The sequence below is a fragment of the Streptomyces sp. NPDC088762 genome (assembly GCF_044750905.1).
In the GTDB taxonomy this organism is placed as follows: Bacteria; Actinomycetota; Actinomycetes; order Streptomycetales; family Streptomycetaceae; genus Streptomyces.
This window is the reverse complement of the sequence record NZ_JBIVKT010000003.1, coordinates 117,210-134,103: the sequence shown is the minus strand read 5'-3', so window position 1 is coordinate 134,103 and position 16,894 is coordinate 117,210. Positions and strand designations below refer to the sequence as shown.

At 69.4% G+C, this 16,894-nt stretch carries 19 protein-coding genes and 1 pseudogene; 13 read left to right on the top strand and 7 right to left on the bottom strand.

All coding sequences use genetic code 11. The annotated features are described in order from the left end of the window. Positions 1-13 precede the first annotated feature (13 nt). Complete coding sequence (locus ACIP5M_RS08935; protein ID WP_401193861.1) at positions 14-1,225, bottom strand: 4-hydroxybenzoate 3-monooxygenase; 1,212 nt, start codon at positions 1,223-1,225, stop codon at positions 14-16. Positions 1,226-1,906: 681 nt separating this feature from the next. Between ACIP5M_RS08935 and ACIP5M_RS08930 the strand changes: the two genes are divergently transcribed. The 4 genes from ACIP5M_RS08930 (at position 1,907) to ACIP5M_RS08915 (ending at position 4,722) form a co-directional block, all read left to right on the top strand. Further along, the gene (locus tag ACIP5M_RS08930) at positions 1,907-2,659 is read left to right on the top strand and encodes an ASCH domain-containing protein (RefSeq protein WP_401193859.1); all 753 of its coding nucleotides are present in this window, start codon (positions 1,907-1,909) and stop codon (positions 2,657-2,659) included. A gap of 292 nt (positions 2,660-2,951) precedes the next feature. Beyond that, a complete protein-coding gene (locus ACIP5M_RS08925; protein ID WP_401193857.1) occupies positions 2,952-3,347 on the top strand; it encodes a hypothetical protein in 396 nt (131 codons plus the stop codon). A gap of 562 nt (positions 3,348-3,909) precedes the next feature. Further along, positions 3,910-4,227 carry a chitin binding peritrophin-A domain-containing protein gene (locus ACIP5M_RS08920; protein ID WP_401193854.1) on the top strand — a complete coding sequence of 106 codons (318 nt, stop codon included), beginning with the start codon at positions 3,910-3,912 and terminating at the stop codon, positions 4,225-4,227. Positions 4,228-4,509: 282 nt separating this feature from the next. After that, positions 4,510-4,722: a hypothetical protein gene (locus tag ACIP5M_RS08915; protein ID WP_401193852.1), complete on the top strand. Its 213-nt coding sequence runs from the start codon at positions 4,510-4,512 to the stop codon at positions 4,720-4,722. A gap of 186 nt (positions 4,723-4,908) precedes the next feature. On the opposite strand, the gene ACIP5M_RS08910 is transcribed toward ACIP5M_RS08915, so the two are convergent. Next, positions 4,909-5,571 (bottom strand): TetR/AcrR family transcriptional regulator, encoded by a 663-nt coding sequence (locus ACIP5M_RS08910; protein WP_401193850.1) that lies wholly within the window; start codon positions 5,569-5,571, stop codon positions 4,909-4,911. 186 nt (positions 5,572-5,757) lie between these two features. Here ACIP5M_RS08910 and ACIP5M_RS08905 point away from each other — a divergent pair, with 186 nt between their 5' ends. The 4 genes and pseudogenes from ACIP5M_RS08905 to ACIP5M_RS08890 all read left to right on the top strand — a co-directional run bounded on the left by ACIP5M_RS08905 (position 5,758) and on the right by ACIP5M_RS08890 (position 7,632). Further along, on the top strand, positions 5,758-6,876 hold the full coding sequence (locus ACIP5M_RS08905) for a serine hydrolase domain-containing protein (RefSeq protein WP_401193847.1): 1,119 nt from the start codon (positions 5,758-5,760) through the stop codon (positions 6,874-6,876). Beyond that, positions 6,786-7,019, top strand: a pseudogene (locus tag ACIP5M_RS08900) (hypothetical protein); the annotation flags it as partial. The gene ACIP5M_RS08905 and the pseudogene ACIP5M_RS08900, both read left to right, overlap by 91 nt. Positions 7,020-7,028: 9 nt before the next feature. Next, positions 7,029-7,169 carry a hypothetical protein gene (locus tag ACIP5M_RS08895; RefSeq protein ID WP_401195113.1) on the top strand — a complete coding sequence of 47 codons (141 nt, stop codon included), beginning with the start codon at positions 7,029-7,031 and terminating at the stop codon, positions 7,167-7,169. A 133-nt stretch (positions 7,170-7,302) separates the two neighbouring features. Then, positions 7,303-7,632: a cupin gene (locus ACIP5M_RS08890; protein WP_401193844.1), complete on the top strand. Its 330-nt coding sequence runs from the start codon at positions 7,303-7,305 to the stop codon at positions 7,630-7,632. 623 nt (positions 7,633-8,255) lie between these two features. On the opposite strand, the gene ACIP5M_RS08885 is transcribed toward ACIP5M_RS08890, so the two are convergent. The 3 genes from ACIP5M_RS08885 to ACIP5M_RS08875 all read right to left on the bottom strand — a co-directional run bounded on the left by ACIP5M_RS08885 (position 8,256) and on the right by ACIP5M_RS08875 (position 9,909). Further along, entirely contained in the window at positions 8,256-8,678 is a 423-nt protein-coding gene (locus ACIP5M_RS08885) for a DUF6463 family protein (protein WP_401193841.1), read from the bottom strand. Positions 8,679-8,706: 28 nt separating this feature from the next. Further along, complete coding sequence (locus tag ACIP5M_RS08880; protein WP_401193838.1) at positions 8,707-9,252, bottom strand: TetR/AcrR family transcriptional regulator; 546 nt, start codon at positions 9,250-9,252, stop codon at positions 8,707-8,709. A 378-nt stretch (positions 9,253-9,630) separates the two neighbouring features. Further along, positions 9,631-9,909: a hypothetical protein gene (locus ACIP5M_RS08875; protein ID WP_401193836.1), complete on the bottom strand. Its 279-nt coding sequence runs from the start codon at positions 9,907-9,909 to the stop codon at positions 9,631-9,633. 76 nt (positions 9,910-9,985) lie between these two features. Between ACIP5M_RS08875 and ACIP5M_RS08870 the strand changes: the two genes are divergently transcribed. Both ACIP5M_RS08870 and ACIP5M_RS08865 read left to right on the top strand, forming a co-directional pair. Continuing rightward, on the top strand, positions 9,986-10,669 hold the full coding sequence (locus ACIP5M_RS08870) for a 2-phosphosulfolactate phosphatase (protein WP_401193834.1): 684 nt from the start codon (positions 9,986-9,988) through the stop codon (positions 10,667-10,669). A 59-nt stretch (positions 10,670-10,728) separates the two neighbouring features. After that, positions 10,729-10,854: a hypothetical protein gene (locus ACIP5M_RS08865; RefSeq protein WP_401193832.1), complete on the top strand. Its 126-nt coding sequence runs from the start codon at positions 10,729-10,731 to the stop codon at positions 10,852-10,854. A 234-nt stretch (positions 10,855-11,088) separates the two neighbouring features. Here ACIP5M_RS08865 and ACIP5M_RS08860 read toward each other — a convergent pair whose 3' ends face one another. Then, a complete protein-coding gene (locus ACIP5M_RS08860; protein ID WP_401193829.1) occupies positions 11,089-12,288 on the bottom strand; it encodes an ATP-binding protein in 1,200 nt (399 codons plus the stop codon). 1,058 nt (positions 12,289-13,346) lie between these two features. Further along, the gene (locus ACIP5M_RS08855; protein WP_401193826.1) at positions 13,347-14,345 is read right to left on the bottom strand and encodes a helix-turn-helix domain-containing protein; all 999 of its coding nucleotides are present in this window, start codon (positions 14,343-14,345) and stop codon (positions 13,347-13,349) included. Between the two features lie 174 nt (positions 14,346-14,519). Between ACIP5M_RS08855 and ACIP5M_RS08850 the strand changes: the two genes are divergently transcribed. From ACIP5M_RS08850 to ACIP5M_RS08840, 3 genes are all read left to right on the top strand, one after another. Beyond that, positions 14,520-14,816 (top strand): hypothetical protein, encoded by a 297-nt coding sequence (locus tag ACIP5M_RS08850; RefSeq protein ID WP_401193823.1) that lies wholly within the window; start codon positions 14,520-14,522, stop codon positions 14,814-14,816. Between the two features lie 222 nt (positions 14,817-15,038). Then, entirely contained in the window at positions 15,039-15,215 is a 177-nt protein-coding gene (locus tag ACIP5M_RS08845) for a hypothetical protein (protein WP_401193821.1), read from the top strand. 159 nt (positions 15,216-15,374) lie between these two features. Next, the gene (locus ACIP5M_RS08840; protein WP_401193818.1) at positions 15,375-16,718 is read left to right on the top strand and encodes an FG-GAP-like repeat-containing protein; all 1,344 of its coding nucleotides are present in this window, start codon (positions 15,375-15,377) and stop codon (positions 16,716-16,718) included. The last annotated feature ends 176 nt before the right edge of the window (positions 16,719-16,894 follow it).

Here is a 16,894-nt window from a genome sequence, read left to right as displayed (position 1 = left end):
GCCGGGGACGTGGTCAGCCCCGGGAGCTGAGGGGCCAGCCGGTGTACTGCTCCGAGAGGTAGGCGCGTCCGGCGCGCGTGCCCACCACGTTGTCGAGCTCGCCGAGCTGGCGCCGCAGGTCGAAGGCCGAGGCGCCGGGCGCCGTGTGGAGCAGCCGAGTCATCCAGTACGAGAAGTTCTGTGCCCGCCACACCCGCTGGAGGGCCTGCGGCTGGTACTCGTCCAGCGCGGCCTCGCCCTCGCGGGCAAGGGCCCGCAGCAGCACATCGGCAAGGATCTTCACGTCGTGCAGCGCCAGGTTGAGCCCGCGGGCACCGGTCGGCGGCACGGTGTGCGCGGCGTCCCCGGCGAGCGCCATCGAGCCCCAGCGCATCGGCTCCTGCACGAACGACCGGAACCGCAGCACCGTCTTCTCGATGACGGGCCCCTCCTTCAGCCGGAAGCCGTCCTCACCGGCCACCCGCGCCTGGAGGGTCTCCCAGATGCGGTCGTCCGGCCAATCGTCCACGGACTCGTCGGGCGCGCACTGGAAGTACATCCGCTGCACGGCCTCCGTGCGCTGGCTGATCAGCGCGAAACCGTGCTCGGAGTGGGCGTAGACCAGCTCGGGCGCGCTCATCGGCGCCTCGGCGAGGATGCCGAACCACGCGAAGGGATACTCCTTGCCGTACCGCACCCGCCGGTCCTCCGGCACCAGGTCGCGGCACATGCTCCGCGAGCCGTCGGAGCCGACGACGTACCGCGCCCGGATCTCGTGCCGGGACCCGTCGGGCGCGGTGTAGCGGACCCGCGGGGCGTCGGTGGTGATGTCGAGGACCTCTGTGTCGCTGACACCGAAGTGGACCGTGCCGCCGTCGCGCTCCCGCGCGTCGGCCAGGTCGATGAACACGTCGGTCTGCGGGTAGAGCCACACCGACTCGCCCACCAGGGCCTTGAAGTGGATCCGGTGCGCCCGGCCGCCGCACCGGAGCTCGATGCCCTCGTGCTCGTGGCCGTCCCGCAGGATCCGGTCGGAGACACCGGTCTCGACCAGGTCCCGGGCCACGTCGGCCTCCAGGATCCCGGCCCGCTGTGTCGTCGCGATCTCGTGCCGGGTGCGGGTGTCGAGCACGATCGTCTCGACGCCCGCGCGCCCGAGCCGGTGCGCCAGCATCAGGCCGGCGGGCCCGGCGCCGACGACGGCTACGGGTACCGAGGCGACGGTGTCGACGGGGGCGTCGGCCATGGCAACTCCTGAGCGGCTGCGAGCGTTCCGGACACCCCGAACGTTGGCACCCGGTCCGATGCCAGGTCGCTACCGTTTCCGTCAGGCGGAAGCCCATCCCGGTCCGGAACCTCAGGAGGTCGTACGGGTGGCGCCGGACGCCGGCGGGCGGGGGCCGCCAACTCGCCCTCACGGACCATCACATGCGCGGTCTCCCATCCCACGCTGCTGCGTGCGCCGTCTGTGCCAGGCCCGTTTGCGACAGGCGGGAGAGCAGTACGCTGCCGAAGAAGCACGTTTGACGCCAACGGTCCAGGACACCCCACACCCCGGGCAGGTGGCAGCCCCGGCACCTTGCACCGCCCGGGCCCTCGCGCCTGCCCGCCGCATCCGCCGCCAGTGCCGCGACGGCACACCGACGCGCAGACCATCGCCGCCGCCTTAACCGTCGGCATCAATGGGCCACCACAGCCACGGCAGAGCCGCGGCCCGGGATGGTCGTCCGTGACCACGACCAGCCTCAGCCAGGGCGCTCCATCCCTGCCCACGGGACCACCGTAGGGGCCCAGTCAAGGCACCCGAAATCCCGTGGAGCCCACCTGCGTGGGGTGGAATGATCTTCGGCGACCGCTGCCGGAAGGAAGGCTGAACATGTACGTACCGTCATCTGCACGAGCTCTCGATGATGACGAGCGTGAGCTCGTGGAGCTGGCACGCCGCACGATAGACGCGCATACCGACGCCGGGCCCGACGAAGACGGGATCCACACGATGGGCGCCGCGGTCATGGCCGCCGACTACCGGATGTTCGCCGGCGTGAACCTCTACCACTTCACCGGCGGACCCTGCGCCGAGCTCGTGGCTCTGGGAGCCGCACGAGCCCAAGGCGCCCGCCAGTTGCGCTGCATCGTTGCCGTGGGAAACCACGGGCGCGGGGTCATCGGCCCGTGCGGGCGCGATCGGCAGGTCTTCGTGGACTGCTACCCCACCATGCGCGTCATCGTGCCCACGCCCGCGGGGCCCAGGTCCGTTCTCGCCGCCGACCTGATGCCGCTGACTCAGCGGTGGACCCCGGAAGGCATGAACGGTCTCGACCCATCGCTCTACCAAGACCCCGAGACGGCCGGTCCCCCGATCATCCGGTTCAACCCCCGCTACCTCGAAGACGTCCGCTCCGGCGCCAAGACCAAGACCACCCGCTTCCGGGACCCGGCCCAGCTCGGGCCGGCACGGCTGGTGTTTGAGAGCGACCCCGAAGTCGTCCTGCCGGCAGAGGTGACCGGCATCAGGCACTGCCTGGTCAGCGACCTCACCGACCAGGACGCCCAAGCCGAGGGGCTGACGACCGCAACCGAACTCCGGGAGGGCCTCAAGGGCCACTACCCGGATCTGGCGGGAACCGACGAAGTCGACGTCATCACCTTCCAGATCAACGACAAGACAGGCGTCGCCTAAACCGCGGAGGCACCGGCGACGACCGGGCCGCAAGGTGACGACGAGCACGGCGGCCCCGTCGCTTCGGGCAGCCCCGCCCGAAGCGTTTCCGGCGACGCGCGGTCAGGCGACGGGGTTGCGGTGCACGCCAGGTGCTGGTCTTTGCCCGACCCGCAGCGGCGACCAGGCGAGCCCGGCGAACTGCAGGGTCGACTTCTCCCCTTCCTCCACCTGTCCCGCCCTGGGTGCGGGATCGTCGTCCCCGGGAACGGCAACGACCGGACCGGATGCGGGAGGGGTGCGGGGTGGCCGGGTGGGTGTGCTCCTGGCCGACGGGAGCGTCCCCAAGCCGGCGTACTTCGACGGCTCCTCCAGCACGGGACACGATGTCGCGCACTGGAGTGTCTACGACGGCGGCAGCTGGCCGGAGCGCCCCCGCGCGGCGGCGCTGCACGCCGAGTGCTCATGCGGCTGGACCGGCGACCGCCACACCGTGGACTGGCCCGGGCTCGCCGACCTCCGTTCCGCGAGGCCGGCATCGGGGACGCCGACCGCTGCATGGACGACTGGGACAGCCACCTCGCCGACGTCACCCGCCGCACCATCCCGCTCCCAGGAACCGGAACAGGTGCCCGCGGCGCTCGGGCTCAACGTGGATCAGACTCGTTCGCTGCTGGCCCGCTTCGGACGCTGGAGCCCCTACCCCTGACCCGCCACGTGATTGGCGCCCGTCCGGTCCGACGCGCGAAGCGGGAACCGGAGGGGCTCTCCAGGGGTCAGCCTGTCCGACCGAAGTACTTGGACAGGCGGCCACGCTGACCATGGGGCCGTACGTGACGCGGGGGTCAGTCGGGCAGGCACCCTGCCGTCCTCCTCGTTGGTCTGGTCCCTCAGGAAAGCGGGCCAGTCTCTGGGCGCCTGGGCTCGGCGGCCGCGTGCCAGATCAACGGACCCGGCCCGGGGGACGGCGGGCGGGGTGGTCCGACCTGGGGGCCGTCCGCCGGCTCGGCGCAGGGGTGCGCGTGCCGCCGGTGTGACTGCGGGAGCCTGGTCCCGGTCGACTGGTGCGCCGAGCACGATCGGGCTGTCGTGCCGGTGATGGAGCGGTACCCCCGCGGCGGCATCAGCTGCGAGGCGCTGCACCCCCGCCGTGCCGAGGCCGCGCAAGTCGGCTGACCGCGGCTGTGCCGGGCGGGCCGCCGGTCCGTATCTCCCCGGGTGGGTGCTTCGTTGGGTTGGTGATCACCATTGCCTGACGATGGAGGCTTCCTGTGACCTCGTTCATCTCCCGCTTCGCCACGTGTGCCGCGCTGGCCCTCACCGCCGTCCTCGCCCCAGCGGTGGGGCAGACAGCGCTCGCCGCGCCCGTCATGCAGAGCTCCGGCTGCGTCGAGGAGGGCTACTTCCCCCACCAAAATGACGTCAAGAAGTTCTACCGGTGCTACGAGGAGGACGGCATCATGCTCCGCGCCGACTACGACTGCCCTCCGGGCACCGTCTACGACATCGACCTGCCGCCGGGACACTGCAACCACCCCTTCGCTCTCAACCCCGCCAATAGGGCGTACGAGGACCCCATGGCCGACTGACGACGAGCAGTTCGACTCCGGGGCCCACTGCGGAGGTGCAGTGGCGTTTCGGCGGTGAATGACAGGGCCCGGGGGAGTGGACTGCTGCTCCGGGCCCTGTCTCCGGCGCGGGGTGGCCGGTAGAACCGCCGCGTGATGATCAAGATGCGGCGGGCCGCTACGAGGACACCATCCTGGGACGTTATCCGCCGGTTCAACAACATCGGCCTGAACTGCTTGGACGGACCCTCGGTGGGCGGGAGGCCGTCCCCGCCTGCTCAAACCTGGCGATGGGAGTTCGTCGTGGCGACGGCCACCGGTGCCGAGCGGGTGGCCGGGGTGCTGGCGGGAGCGGACCAGCTCGCGGGCGTGGTCCTGGAGCTCGGGCACCTCGTCCAGGAGGTCGGGGTTCTTCGTCACGAGGTCGAGCACCGGCCGGGGCGCCTTCGCGCCGCTCGCGGTGTCGACGCGCATGTGGTTGCGTCGACCCCGGCCCGCAGCAGGGCGTCGATCTGATGATCGGGGTTCTGGTCGGCGGCCGAGACCGGCGCGCGTAGCCGACGAGCATGTATCGGAATCTATGGGCCGCACCATTCACCGACGTTGAGTTGCGACGCGAGTTGCCGGCAGCGCCCACCTGCGGGTTCGTGATCACGGGCCTGAGTGCCGGCAGGCGGTCGTTTGCCGACACTCACGAGCCGGTCAGCCGGCCCGGGAGATTGCGGCCTCGATGTGGTCGAGTTGGGCGGCGAGGATCTCTTCGAACGCGGCGCGGCGATCCACCCCGAGGGGGCGGACGTCGCGTGCGAAGTGGGCCAGGGCGGGGAAGCGTTCGGGGTCGGCGCCGAGTACCGCGACGCGGAACAGCTCCATGCCCTGCTCGTACTCTTCCGGGGTGATGGTGCTCACCCCGGCCTCGGAGGCGATCAACGCGGCGATGAGGACCGCGATCCGGTGGTAGCGCGCGGGGATCTCCTCATCGGGCAGCCCCGACGCGCGCAGAGCCTGCAGCACCTCTTCCACGACCAGCCGGGAACCGGCGCCGCCTGACGCGTACCGTCCCCAGACCGCGGCAAGCTGCGGCTGCTGGCCGAACGCCTCTCTGACGCGCAGGGCCAGGGCGGTGATGCGCTGCTTCCAGTCGCCCTCGGCGCGGTAGCCATCCATGGAGGCCAGGAGGATCCGGTCGGCGACCGCGCGCAGCAGCTCGGTCTTGCTGCGGAAGTGCCGGTAAAGGCTGGAGGAATCGGTCCCGAGCACCGCGGCGAGCTTGCGCACGCTGAAGGACTCGGCGTCACCGGTGCGCAGCAACTCCGCTGCCGCATCCAGGATTTCCTCGGTCGACCAACGCCTGCGACCTGCCATTTCACCCCTCTCGTCGGACTCAGTCTAACCCATGCACTTGGTGTTGCACGCACCGCGTGCATAATGAGGACATGGGCGCGCCGGGCGACCCGGCAGCAAGCGGGTCGGCGTGCCACTCGTGCCCCGTCAGCCGGGGCGGGCGACCGACATGGAGCTCACCCCGGGGAATACGAAAGGACGCATGCTGTGAGGAACCCGCTGGATCCCGCGGAGCTGAACACCGCCATGGAAAACGTCCATCGCGCCGGGATGCCGGGCCTGTTCGCCGAGGTGCGTGATGGCGACCAGGTCTGGCGCGGCGCCGCCGGGGTCGCCGATGTCGCCACCGGTCGCCCCGTCACCGCCGACATGCGGCACCGCGTCGGCAGCATCACCAAGACCTTCACCGCCGCGGCGGTTCTGCAGCAGGTCGAGAGCGGTGAGATCGGTCTCGACACGCCGATCGGCCGGTACCTTCCGAGGCTGGTTCCCAAAGAACGCGGTGACGCGATCACGGTCCGCATGCTGATCAACCACACCAGCGGTCTCGCCGAGTACCTCCCGTACGCGTACCCCTCCCTCAAGGCGCTGCCCGTCCTCGCGGACACCGGGCCTCAGAGCATGGACGACAACCGGTTCACGCGGTTCCATCGCACCGAACTGATCGAGATGGGGGTCACCGCACCCGCCGTCGGCGCCCCGGGCGGCCCGTTGGGGGTGTACTCCAACACCAACTACCTGCTCCTCGGCGAACTCCTGGAACAGGTGACGGGCACGACGGCCGAGCAGTACATCACCCGGAACGTCATCGAGCGCGCCGGACTCCGGCACACCGAACTCCCGACCGAACCGCACATCAGCGGCCCGCACTCGCAGCTCTACGAGGCGTGGTTCGGCATGATCGACCCGCCGCGCGACTACAGCGTCTTCGACATGTCGTGGACGGGGCTGGCGGGCTCGCTGATATCGACCGTCACGGACCTCAACCGCTTCTTCGGGATGCTACTGGCCGGCGAGATCGTCAGCCCGTCGTCGCTGGCGCAGATGCAACGCACCGTCCCGGTCGTCTCCCAGGAGGGGAAGACGATCGAATACGGCCTCGGACTGCTGCCGATGGAGGCTCCCGGTCAGGGCACCTTCTGGGGCAATGGCGGCACGGTCTGGGGTGGTGGAGCGCTGGCCATGACCCGTGCCGACGGTCGGCGGCAGATGTCCATCGCGGTGAACCTGCAGAGATGGAACAGGCTCGACTCCTCCGGCAAGCCGCAGCCCCATCCCATCGACGACGCGCTTGCGGCTCTCTACCGCGTGGCGATGTACGGCTGACCGGGCTGGAGGGTGTCTGCCAGAAGCCGGGGGAGGGCACCGTACGCCGCCCCGGCCGGGGTCCCGACGGCCTGCCCAAACTCGCCCCGGCCTACACCGCCACCGCCGAGTTCGACCCGCTCCGCGGCGAGGGCATCACCTACGCGCGCCGCATGCTGCAGACAGGCGTCTTGGTCGAACCGCACCAGTGGCCGGGCACCTTCCGCGGCTCACTGGCGGTCGTGTCCGCCGACGTGTCTCAGCGGCAGCTCGCCGCATTCACCGCCGCCCTGCGCCGCGCCCTGGCCGAGTGAGACGGCCACGGCCGACCAGGCAGCGCCCATGCACACAACCCACCAGATGAACTCGCAGAATGGATGTCTCGGCATGACTGTTGCCCCGATCGATCTCTTCTCCTCCTTCATTCGCTTTGACCACGATGGTCAAGTGCGCGCCGAGGAACCCGTGTTCGACTCCGAGCGGGACGGCTGGCAGCTGATGACCTTCCATGTGGAGACCGACGCGGACGTCCACGGCGACCATTGGGAAGTCCACTTGGCCGCGGACGAACTCGTGTCCTGCCTCACCGGCGGGATACGTCTCTGCTTCCGCCCGGAGCAGCCGGGAGGGAAGGAGGAGGAGATCAAGCTGGCGGCCGGAACGGCGGCCATCGTCCCGCGCGGGCGATGGCACCGCATCGCACTGGACCGCCCCAGCGACATCATGTCCGTGACCCTGCCGCGCGGTAGTCGCCTGGAGAGGCGGACCGAAGCCTAGCCAGGCTTCACATCCCTCCCTCGTCATCAACGAGGCGCGGGACCGCCCGCCGCCGACGTCCGCGCCCACCCATCGCCCACCAGCCTCGCCGAGCGCGCGACCGGGCAACACACAGCTCCGCACGCAGCGACCCGTACCGCGTGGGTCGGTGAACTCGACCCCAGGCCGACAAAAGGGCGGGCCGACGGAGTCATCGGCAGGTGACTCCGCCGGCCCGCCCAGGACTCCACGGGCCCCGCGCCTACCCGTCCTCCTCGTCGCTGTGCGGGTCGCGAAGCTGCCGCAGGCGCGGCACTGGCGGCCGGGTGAAGGCATACCGGCCCAGGAAGTTGATGTGGTCGAATTGGAGCGGAGAGAGGCGGGCGATCGATCGCTGACAGCGTGTCCACCACGGAGACCATCTCGCCGGACTCGGTCGCTGGCGGCGCCGTCATCAGCTCGTCGACCGCCGAGGCGACCTTCTTCACCGCCGGCCGCAGCTGCGGCAGGGCCTTGAGCTTGGCGACGTTGGTGGCCATCAGCGCGTGCAGCAGATCGAGCCCGTCGTCCACTGTCGCGATCGCTGGGATTGTCAATCTGATCCCGCAGGCTAGCGAGTCACCGCGGAGATCGCACCCACGACCTCATGCCGCATCGGCCTTCTCCCCACTCTGCCGAGCTGCGACCAGCGCGAGCCCGCCGATCCCGATGACGAGCCATCCGCCGGACACCGGTTGGAGCGCGGTTATCAGTGCGCCCATCGCCAGTAGCCAAAAGCCGAGTTGACGCGGAAGCCTGCCAACCGTCCGCAAGATCCACTGGGTGAGCGTGCCCAACGCGGCGAGCGCCAGCCCGCAGACCGTGAACCACAGCACCAAGGCCCGGTCGTCGTAGGAGCCGACCGCGTCGATGACGCCGGCCTTCGTGATGTCGCCCCAGACGCTGAACGCGCCGACGACGGCGACGATCGAGTGCATCCCGGCGGCGAAGAGCAGGAGTCTCGGAACCCACCTCAGCAGGCCGTTCGCAGCTGGGATCGGGGATTGCGAAGGGATCGAGAGAGCCATGCTGGTTCCTTTCAAGGGATCCTGCGTATCAGCCAATTACCGTTTGGTCGGACGACAACAAGAGTTCGTACAAGCCGACGACCTCGGCCGACGGGAGCGGCGGCGTCAGGTGCCCGGCCCCGATGAGCACCACGTACAGCAACTTCGCCATGCGGTCCGGATCGGCGAAGCCGGCCTGCCCGCACAAGGTCCGCAGGTACGCGGTCCTGGTCTCGTCGACGCGCGCCTGGACGGCTTTGGCTTCAGGGTCCTGCTTGGCCCAGGCCCGCATGGCGATCTCCAGCTCCGGGCCATCCCGCAAGGCCACCTTCAGCAGCAGCCGTTCCAGCTTTTCTCGCCCGGATCCGGCGTCGGACCGCTCGACGGCGTCGATGATCGCGGCGGTGAACCCGGCTTCGAAGTAAGCGAGCAGGCTCGTCCGGTACTTCGGCATCGAGCCGAAGTGGTGGTAGAAGGAGCCTTTGGTCTTGCCGAGGCGCTCGCAGAGCCGTTCGAGCGTCAGTGCTTGGGCGCCCTGTTCCGCGAGCAGGGCGAGGCCCTCCGTCAGCCAGGGTTCCTTACCGGTGTCCGTCATCGCCCACTCCATACCATACTGTTTTGTATGGAGACTGTAGCAGGCTTGAGCGCCCCGCCAAGGGGCTCTCCGACCAGTAGCCGAGCGTGACTTGGCCTGCTCCGCCTGACAGCACAGGGGTTCAGCAGTCGCAGCGATGGGTGCACGGAGTGTCCGGGCAGGTGCGTCAAACAAGAAGTGCATGCCGCCGAGGTAGCCCAGGTCCATGTGGTGTCCGAACGTGTCGAGGGCGACGGGGCCCGCCTCGGCTCGCCAGGACGGGGTCGCCGCCTGGTCATGACTGGGGTTCCGCTCGTCCACGGGAATCCACAGGCCCATGCCTGCCTCGGTCGCGGTGACGCTGAGCAGGCGCCCCATGCGCATGTGCAGCCCGCGCAGTCAGGCCAGTTCGGTGGTTGGGTCTCCGAACTGGAAGGCGTAATGTCGTTCAGGTTCCGCGACCACGACCTTGGCGCAGTGAGCGACAGCACGCCCGGCGTCGGCCCGCTGCTGAGCGCGGATCTCCTCGCCCCCTCCCCTGGCGATCTGAGCCATTGCGGCCGCCCGGACTGCCCGGACCGCCTGGCCGGCCTCGTCGGCGTCGGGCGCGCGCCCCGTGACTCCGGCCGCGTCAATCGCAACCTGCGCCCGTGCCGGCGCTGCGTCCTCGGTCTCCAACCCGTCTTCGTGTACCTCGTATGCCCGCAGGGGCCATGTGCAGTGCCGCGGAACGGGTATGCGCGATCATGACGGGATGGACACTCGTTTCCTTGGGATCGCTGAGCTGGCTGAAGCCCCTTCCGTGGCGGTCGTGGTCGACGTGATGCGTGCTTTCACGGTGGCCGCCTGGGTCTTTGCCCAGGGAGCGGAGAAGATCGTTCTGGCTGAGTCGCTGGACGAAGCCCTGGAGCTCAAGGAGCGCCACCCGGATTGGGTGGCGCTCAAAGACGGCCCGCCCGCGCCCGGGTTCGACATGGTCAACTCCCCGGGTCTGCTGAGGTCTGTTGACCTTGGTGGACGGACCGTTGTGCAGAAGACCACCGCCGGGACGGTCGGCGCCCTTGCGGTCAAGGAGGCGTCGCTGGTGCTGTGCGCCAGCTTCGTGGTGGCGGGGGCAACGGCTCGCCTGTTGCGAACGCACGGGTGTGACAGTGTCACGTTCGTGGTCACTGGCGAGGACGGCCAGGCCGACGAGGACCTGGCATGCGCTCAATACATCGCTCGCAGAGCCACTGCGGCAGGAGCGGACGCAGCCGGGTTCCTCCGTCGCGCCGGCGAGTCGCGCGCCGCCGCCGAACTGGCGGAAGGGATGCGCCAAGGAGTCCATCCAGATGACGTCGCACTTTGCCTGGAACTCGACCGGTTCCCCTTTGCCATGGTTGCGACGTTGGAGGACTCGCTCATGATCCTGCGCCCGTGCGGTGAGCTTCCAGGGTGAGGCCGTGCAGGTGAGGCAGCCGTCGCCGCGTCCGGGGCGGTATGCTCCGCGACCGCGGTGTGACGTTCGACCAGCCCGAACCGGAGGACTACGGGTACGGGGTCCGCGTCGAGGCCGTGGACCCCGACGGCAACCGGATCTCGCTGCGCCAGCGCGCCGCCTGGCAGGGCCGTGGCGATGGCTGACCGTTCGTAGACCCGGCGTGGCCGGCGCCGTCCGCGCCGCCCACGCCGGGCTCAGAACAACGACTGCGAGAGGCCCAACGGTGTTGACCCCGCCACAGACCCAGACGGGCGAGGTGCTCCAGCATGCCGCTGAAAATCAGCAGGCGGGGCGGTTCCAGCCCAGGGTCTGCTTGAGCAGGCGGAAGGACTTCGCCCGGGAAACCGGGGAGTTCCCGTGGCGGTAAAAGGCCTTCGTCACCACTTCCCTCGTCCGGTGGAGGTACTGAGGATGTGGCGGATGATGGCTGCGGCTTCGTTCTGGTTGCGGTCAAGCCAGTCGGTGAGGTGTCGGCGGACGACCTCTTGTACGTAGGCGCCCGCTTCGGGATGGCTGAGCCTGGTTCTGGTGGAGCCTTCGAAGACGGGATGGGTGAGTTTTACGGAGACGGCCGCGGTCAGGCCCTTGTGGACGGCTTCGGCCGTGATGGCCTCGTCGTCCGCGGAGAGCGCCCCCTGACGGCGCGCGTAGTCGTTGACCAGGCTCGTGAGCGAGGTACGGAAACCTTCTTCGTGGGCGCCGCCCTCATGGGTGCGGGTGCTGTTTGCGAAGGAGTGGAACCCTCCCGTGGAGCAGGCGTTCCATTGCATGGCGACCTGTACGGAGATCGTCTCGTCCTGGTTCTCCGACTGGAAGGCGATGGCGGGGGAGTGGACGAGACTGCGAGGGGAGGGGTTGAGATGGGCGACGTAGGCCCGAAGACCGTCCGTGTAGTGGTAGCGGACCGATCGCTCCGGACGCTCCGGACGCTCGTCGGTGAGTGAGACGGCCAGGCCCCCGTTGAGGAAGGCCAGTTCCCGGAGGCGCTCCGACAGAGTGGCGAACGAGTAACGGGTGGTCTCGAAGATGCCGGCGTCGGGCAGGAACGTGATCGCGGTGCCGTGTCCGCTGGTCTCCTCGTTCCTCATGAGGGGAGTGATCGGGGTGCCCTCCTCGTATGCCTGCGTCCAGCGCTGGCCGTCTCGGTGTATCTCGACCGTGAGGCGGCTCGACAGCGCGTTGACCACGCACAGGCCCAGGCCACTGAGGCCGCCGGATACCCAGTAGCCGGTACGGGTCTTGGAGCCGAAGGACAGCTCCGACAGTTCGCGTTCGACAGTCGGCTTGCCGGTAGGTTCCTCCGTATCGAGGGGCAGGGCCCGCCCGTTGTCCGCGACCCGAATGCCGCCGTCCGCAGTGATCGTGACGTCGATGTTGTCGGCGTGGCCGGCCAGGTGCTCGTCGACACCGTACGAGACCACCTCGTACACGAGTTGATGCAGGCCGCGCTCACCGGTGGAGCCGATGTACATGCCGGGGCGCCTGCGCACCGCCTCGCGGCCCTCGAGCACTTGGATGTGACTGCTGGTGCACTCCTGCACGTTCGGGGGCTGACTGGGGTTGCCGGACTCGGTCATGAAGCACCCTCCCTGGGCCGTCCTGAGCATGTCTGTGAGCGGATGCCGACGAAGCAGCCGAAGCTGCTTCCACGCCGTCACCAGTGCAGGTCCATCCTAGGTATCTGAGGGTAAATATGCAGGTCAGGCCCTATGTAGAGGAACTCGCGGGTGGTCGCGTACACGGCTTTGCAGAGCACGCCGTCCTGGGGGGCCACCACGGGAAGCGGAGCAGCGCGAAGGTCCCGCACAAGGCGCACGTGAGGCGTTCCCGGCCGGGCCTGAGGTACCTTTCCCGCGCATTTTCCGGCAGGGCGAGACTCGCTACGGCGCCCAGTGCATGCCGAGCCCGAGCGGCGCGTCCAGCTGGTCCTGAGTGAGCTTGTCGCGCCGGCTCTTGGCGTTGGAGACCCACACGCCGGGCTTCACGACCACCCGTTCTGCCTCGCCATCGCCCGCGATCTCCTCGCTGTGGCCCCGGGCCGGTGGGCGCCTTCCCGCGCGACCCACTGCGCGAGGGCGGTCATGCCTCGCTGGAACGCCTGCTGCGCCTCGCTCGGGCCCTTCGCCCCGCGGCCGGCCGCAGGAACGGGAACGGCGCCTGGTTGGGATGCACACCCAGCGCGGTCAGCCGTTTCTGCTGTCCGGGCAGGAGCCGGGTCCAGGGGGTCGGCTGCTTCTGCTGCTGGAGCCCCCGTCCGAGGTCGGCGCCGTCCATCAGCACGCCCGGGGGCCGAAGCCTGCCGCCAGGACTTATGCGCGATGTACAACGTCACCGCCCACCAGGGGGGAGGCCGCGATGCCTGAGCAACTCCTCGTCCCGTTCCCGGCCCCGAGCCCGATGTCGAGCCGGACCGCCTGGACGGCAAGCCGGTGCGACATGACGGCGGTGCGGGTCCTGAAGAGGTGGCGCACCACGTCGAAGGATGGACCGGTACGTCGACCCGAAGGACGCCACCGCGCCGCGGCCGGTGCGCGCAAGGAAGACCAACGCGGACACCGCCCCCAATCCCGCCCTTACCGCAGGGCGGAAGCCGGCCGCTGAGCGCACAGGCGTGGTGGTGCACTTGATCTCCGTCTCAGACGGGTTGTGTCGGCAGCCACCCGTGCTGCACCGCTCGTACCCCTGCCTCGAAGCGGCTGCGCGCTCCCAGCCGTTCCATCAGGTCGGTGGCGATCCGTCGGGCCGTCCGCTGGGAGACCCCGAGTCGCTTGGCTATCGCCTCGTCTGTGAAGCCTTCGGAGAGCAGTCGGATGGTGGTGGCTTCCGGGCCGGTCAGACCCTGGGAGTTGCGGACCTCCGCCTGTCCCAGTGGCTGTGCGGCCGCCCAGGTGGTCTCGAAAAGCGCGCACAGCGCGGTGAGGGTGCCCTGCCCGGTCAGGACCACGGCCCCGGCGGCCGTGTCGTCGCTGTTGACGGGAATGACGACGGCCGTACGGTCCGTGATGATCATCCGGGTGGGCAGGACGGGCACGGTGCGGATCTGCGCGCCCCGCTCCGACAGCCAATTCACGTACTCGACGGTGTGCGTGCTGTTGCGGGCGCTGTCGAGGTAGATCGTCCGCATCCGGATCCCCCGCTCCAGTAGCTCCTCGTTGAGCGGACGGGCCGCCGCGATGGACTCCGGGGTGTGGGCTCCGTCGGGTGCGAAGGTCATTACCTCGGTGGTCATCTCCCGGGTGAGGCGGGCCAGGCATTCGCGGATCTGGTCCAGGCCGACCAGCTGCTGCACGCCGGGGCTCGGCGCCTGAGGCCGCAGATCGGCGAACTCGGCGATCAGCTGCGCCGCGGCGGCTCGCGAGGTCTCCACCCGCTGCTGCTGGGCGGCGAGTTCGGCTTGCTGGCGGGCCATCAGGATCTCCATGCCGATGTCCGGCGAGACGGCCCGCAGCCAGCCCTCCTGTTCGGCCGACGGCCGTACGAGGGCCAGCTCGCTCAGCAGGTCGAGCGCGTCCCGCACCTGTGCCTCGTGGAGACCCGTGGACTGGGCCAGAGCGGCCACGCCGTCCTGCGGAGCCGCCAGCATGGCGCGGTAGACGGATTCCGCATGTGTGTCGAGACCCAGTGGGGCCAGCATCTCCAACCCCCCGTAAGAGACTTCACCAGCAACCCCCGTGCAGGCGTCGTGATCAAGCCATAGCGGTTCGTGAGCGGTCACCCTCCCACCAGGCCTTGGCCGAAAGGGTCCAGGGCCCAAAGAGGCCTGCGTTCCGCAGTGCCGCGAGGCCGGCAAACCTGTTTGAGTCGACGCATGTATCTCATCCACGCGAGCCTGAAGGCGCTCGGTGGCGCCGCAGTCCTTCCCCCTGACACCCGTGCTCTCGTCCTGGGCCAGGCCCCGCCCGAGGAGCGTGTCGAGCACGTGTCCGTCCACGAACACGTGCTGCCCCATCCCGTCCTCGGGCTGTACCTCCTGTCGGACCGGCTGCTCGAGGCGGAGGCGGCGGCGCGAAAGGTGTGCCTGCGCGCCCTCCTGAACTGTCCCGAACTCAGTGGCTGGACCCTCCTCGAGGCCCAAGCCCCCCTGCTCGCCCCCGCCTTCGAGTAGATGACCTGTGGTTCCGGACCCCGCCACAGGAAGCGATGGACGGAAAGGGCCACGGCCCATTTGGTCCACCCGAAAGCTCTTCCAACGCCTCTGACCAGCGACGAAAGTAGTGATCGCCGGAAGGGAACACCGACCGGCGGGCAAGAACCGAGAACGCATCACCGCGGGATGTCGACCGGTTCGGGCCACCCGAATGCTCCAGCTCAGCAAAGGACTTCTGCCGTGATCCGCACCCGTATCGCCCTGGCCGCCGCGGTCGCCTCCCTCGCTCTCGCCGCTCCCGCCGCCGCCCTGGCCGCAGACTCCGCCGCCGGCGCGGCCACCACGAACTTCGCCGCGGCCGCCCCCTTGGGCGAGAAGCCGGTCGTCGCCACCACCGACGACATGATCTGGCAGTAAGCCCCTCCGGGTCCTCAGTCCGACCCGGCTCGTTCCAGCTCCACCTCTTCTTCCGCCTCGGTTCACACCCCCGACCGCTGCTCCTGCAGGGCAGCAGTCGCACGAACCACGCGGGGCCCGCCAACCTCTCTCCAGCAGTACCTGACCCAAGGATCTGTCATGTCCATGTCTTCGCCTGCCCGCCGTACCCTCTCCGCCGCCGGTGTCACCCTCGCCGCCATGGGCTACGCCTTCACCATGGCCGCTGCCCCCGCCTTCGCCGACACCACCAGCCAGGCCGCTTCCCTGGCCCGGGCCCAGGTCGGTGACAACGCCTGCTCGACCAACAGCCTGGGCGGCCGAGGCTTCCTGACGAGCTGCAACACCTCCACCGGCACCGAGGCGGAGCCCTGGTGCGCGGACTTCGTGAAGTGGGTCTGGAAGAACTCGGGCTTCAACGTCAACGGGACGGACGCACGGGCCTCTTCGTTCTACTCCTACGGCCAGGCGAACGGCACCCTGCACACCTCGTCCTCGTACCAGCCGCAGGTCGGAGACGCCGTGGTCTTCGAGTACTCGGGCGGCTGGGCCCAGCACGTCGGTATGGTCACCGCCGTCAACTCGGACGGCTCGATCCTGACCACCCACGGCAACTGGAGCGACCGGGTGGCCGACGTCGCGGTGAGTGCCTCGCAGAAGCAGGTGGGCGACACACCCAGCTCCATCGGCCAGCGCATCAGCGCCTACGTCAGCCCGCTCGGCGCGACCCCGACCTCGTACAGCAAGGGCGACCGCGACTTCACCGGTGACCTCAACGACGACCTGCTGGGCGTGAGCGCGAGCGACGACAAGCTGCGCATGTACGCCGGCAACGGCGACGGCGACTTCGCCTCGCACGAGGTCGGCGCCGGCTGGGGCGGCATGGACAAGATCAGGGCGGCCGACTTCAACAACGACGGCGACAGCGACCTGATCGCCCGCAACGCATCGACCGGCGACCTCTACCTGGACAACGGCAACGGCGGCTTCAAGTCCACCACGAAGATCGGCAACGGCTGGAACAGCATGTCCGACTTCGCCGCGGGCGACTTCACCGGAGACGGCAAGGCCGACATCGTCGCCGTCCGCAAGGACGACGCCACCCTCCAGCTCTACACCGGCACCGGCACGGACGTGACCTACACCAAGCAGATCGGGCAGGGCTGGTCTGGTATGTCCAAGCTCGCCGCGGGTGACTTCAACGGCGACGGCCGCGCCGACCTGGTGGCGCAGGTCAACTCCACCGCCGCTCTGAACCTCTACGTCGGCACCAGCACCGGCATCGGCTCAGCGATCCAGATCGGCCAGAACTGGGCCGGCATCGACAAGCTCACCCTGGCCGACATCGACAGCGACGGCCGCGCCGACGTCGTCGCCACCATCGCTTCCAGCGGCGACCTGTACCACTACGCCAGCATGAGCAACAGCCTCAAGGCCGGCGTCAAGATCGGCCAGGGCTGGGGCGGCATGAGCCACCTCATCTGACCAACCCAGCGCCAAACCCCGACAAGCCGCCCGGCCACCCAGGCCGGGCGGCTTCATGGGCAGAGCGCTCCGCGTCGGGGCGTAGAGCTTGCGGTAACCCGCCGAGGCACAACCGCCGACCGGGACGGTCCGGCCGTTGACCGCGATTCCGCTGTCGATCTCCCGGGCCTCCTCCT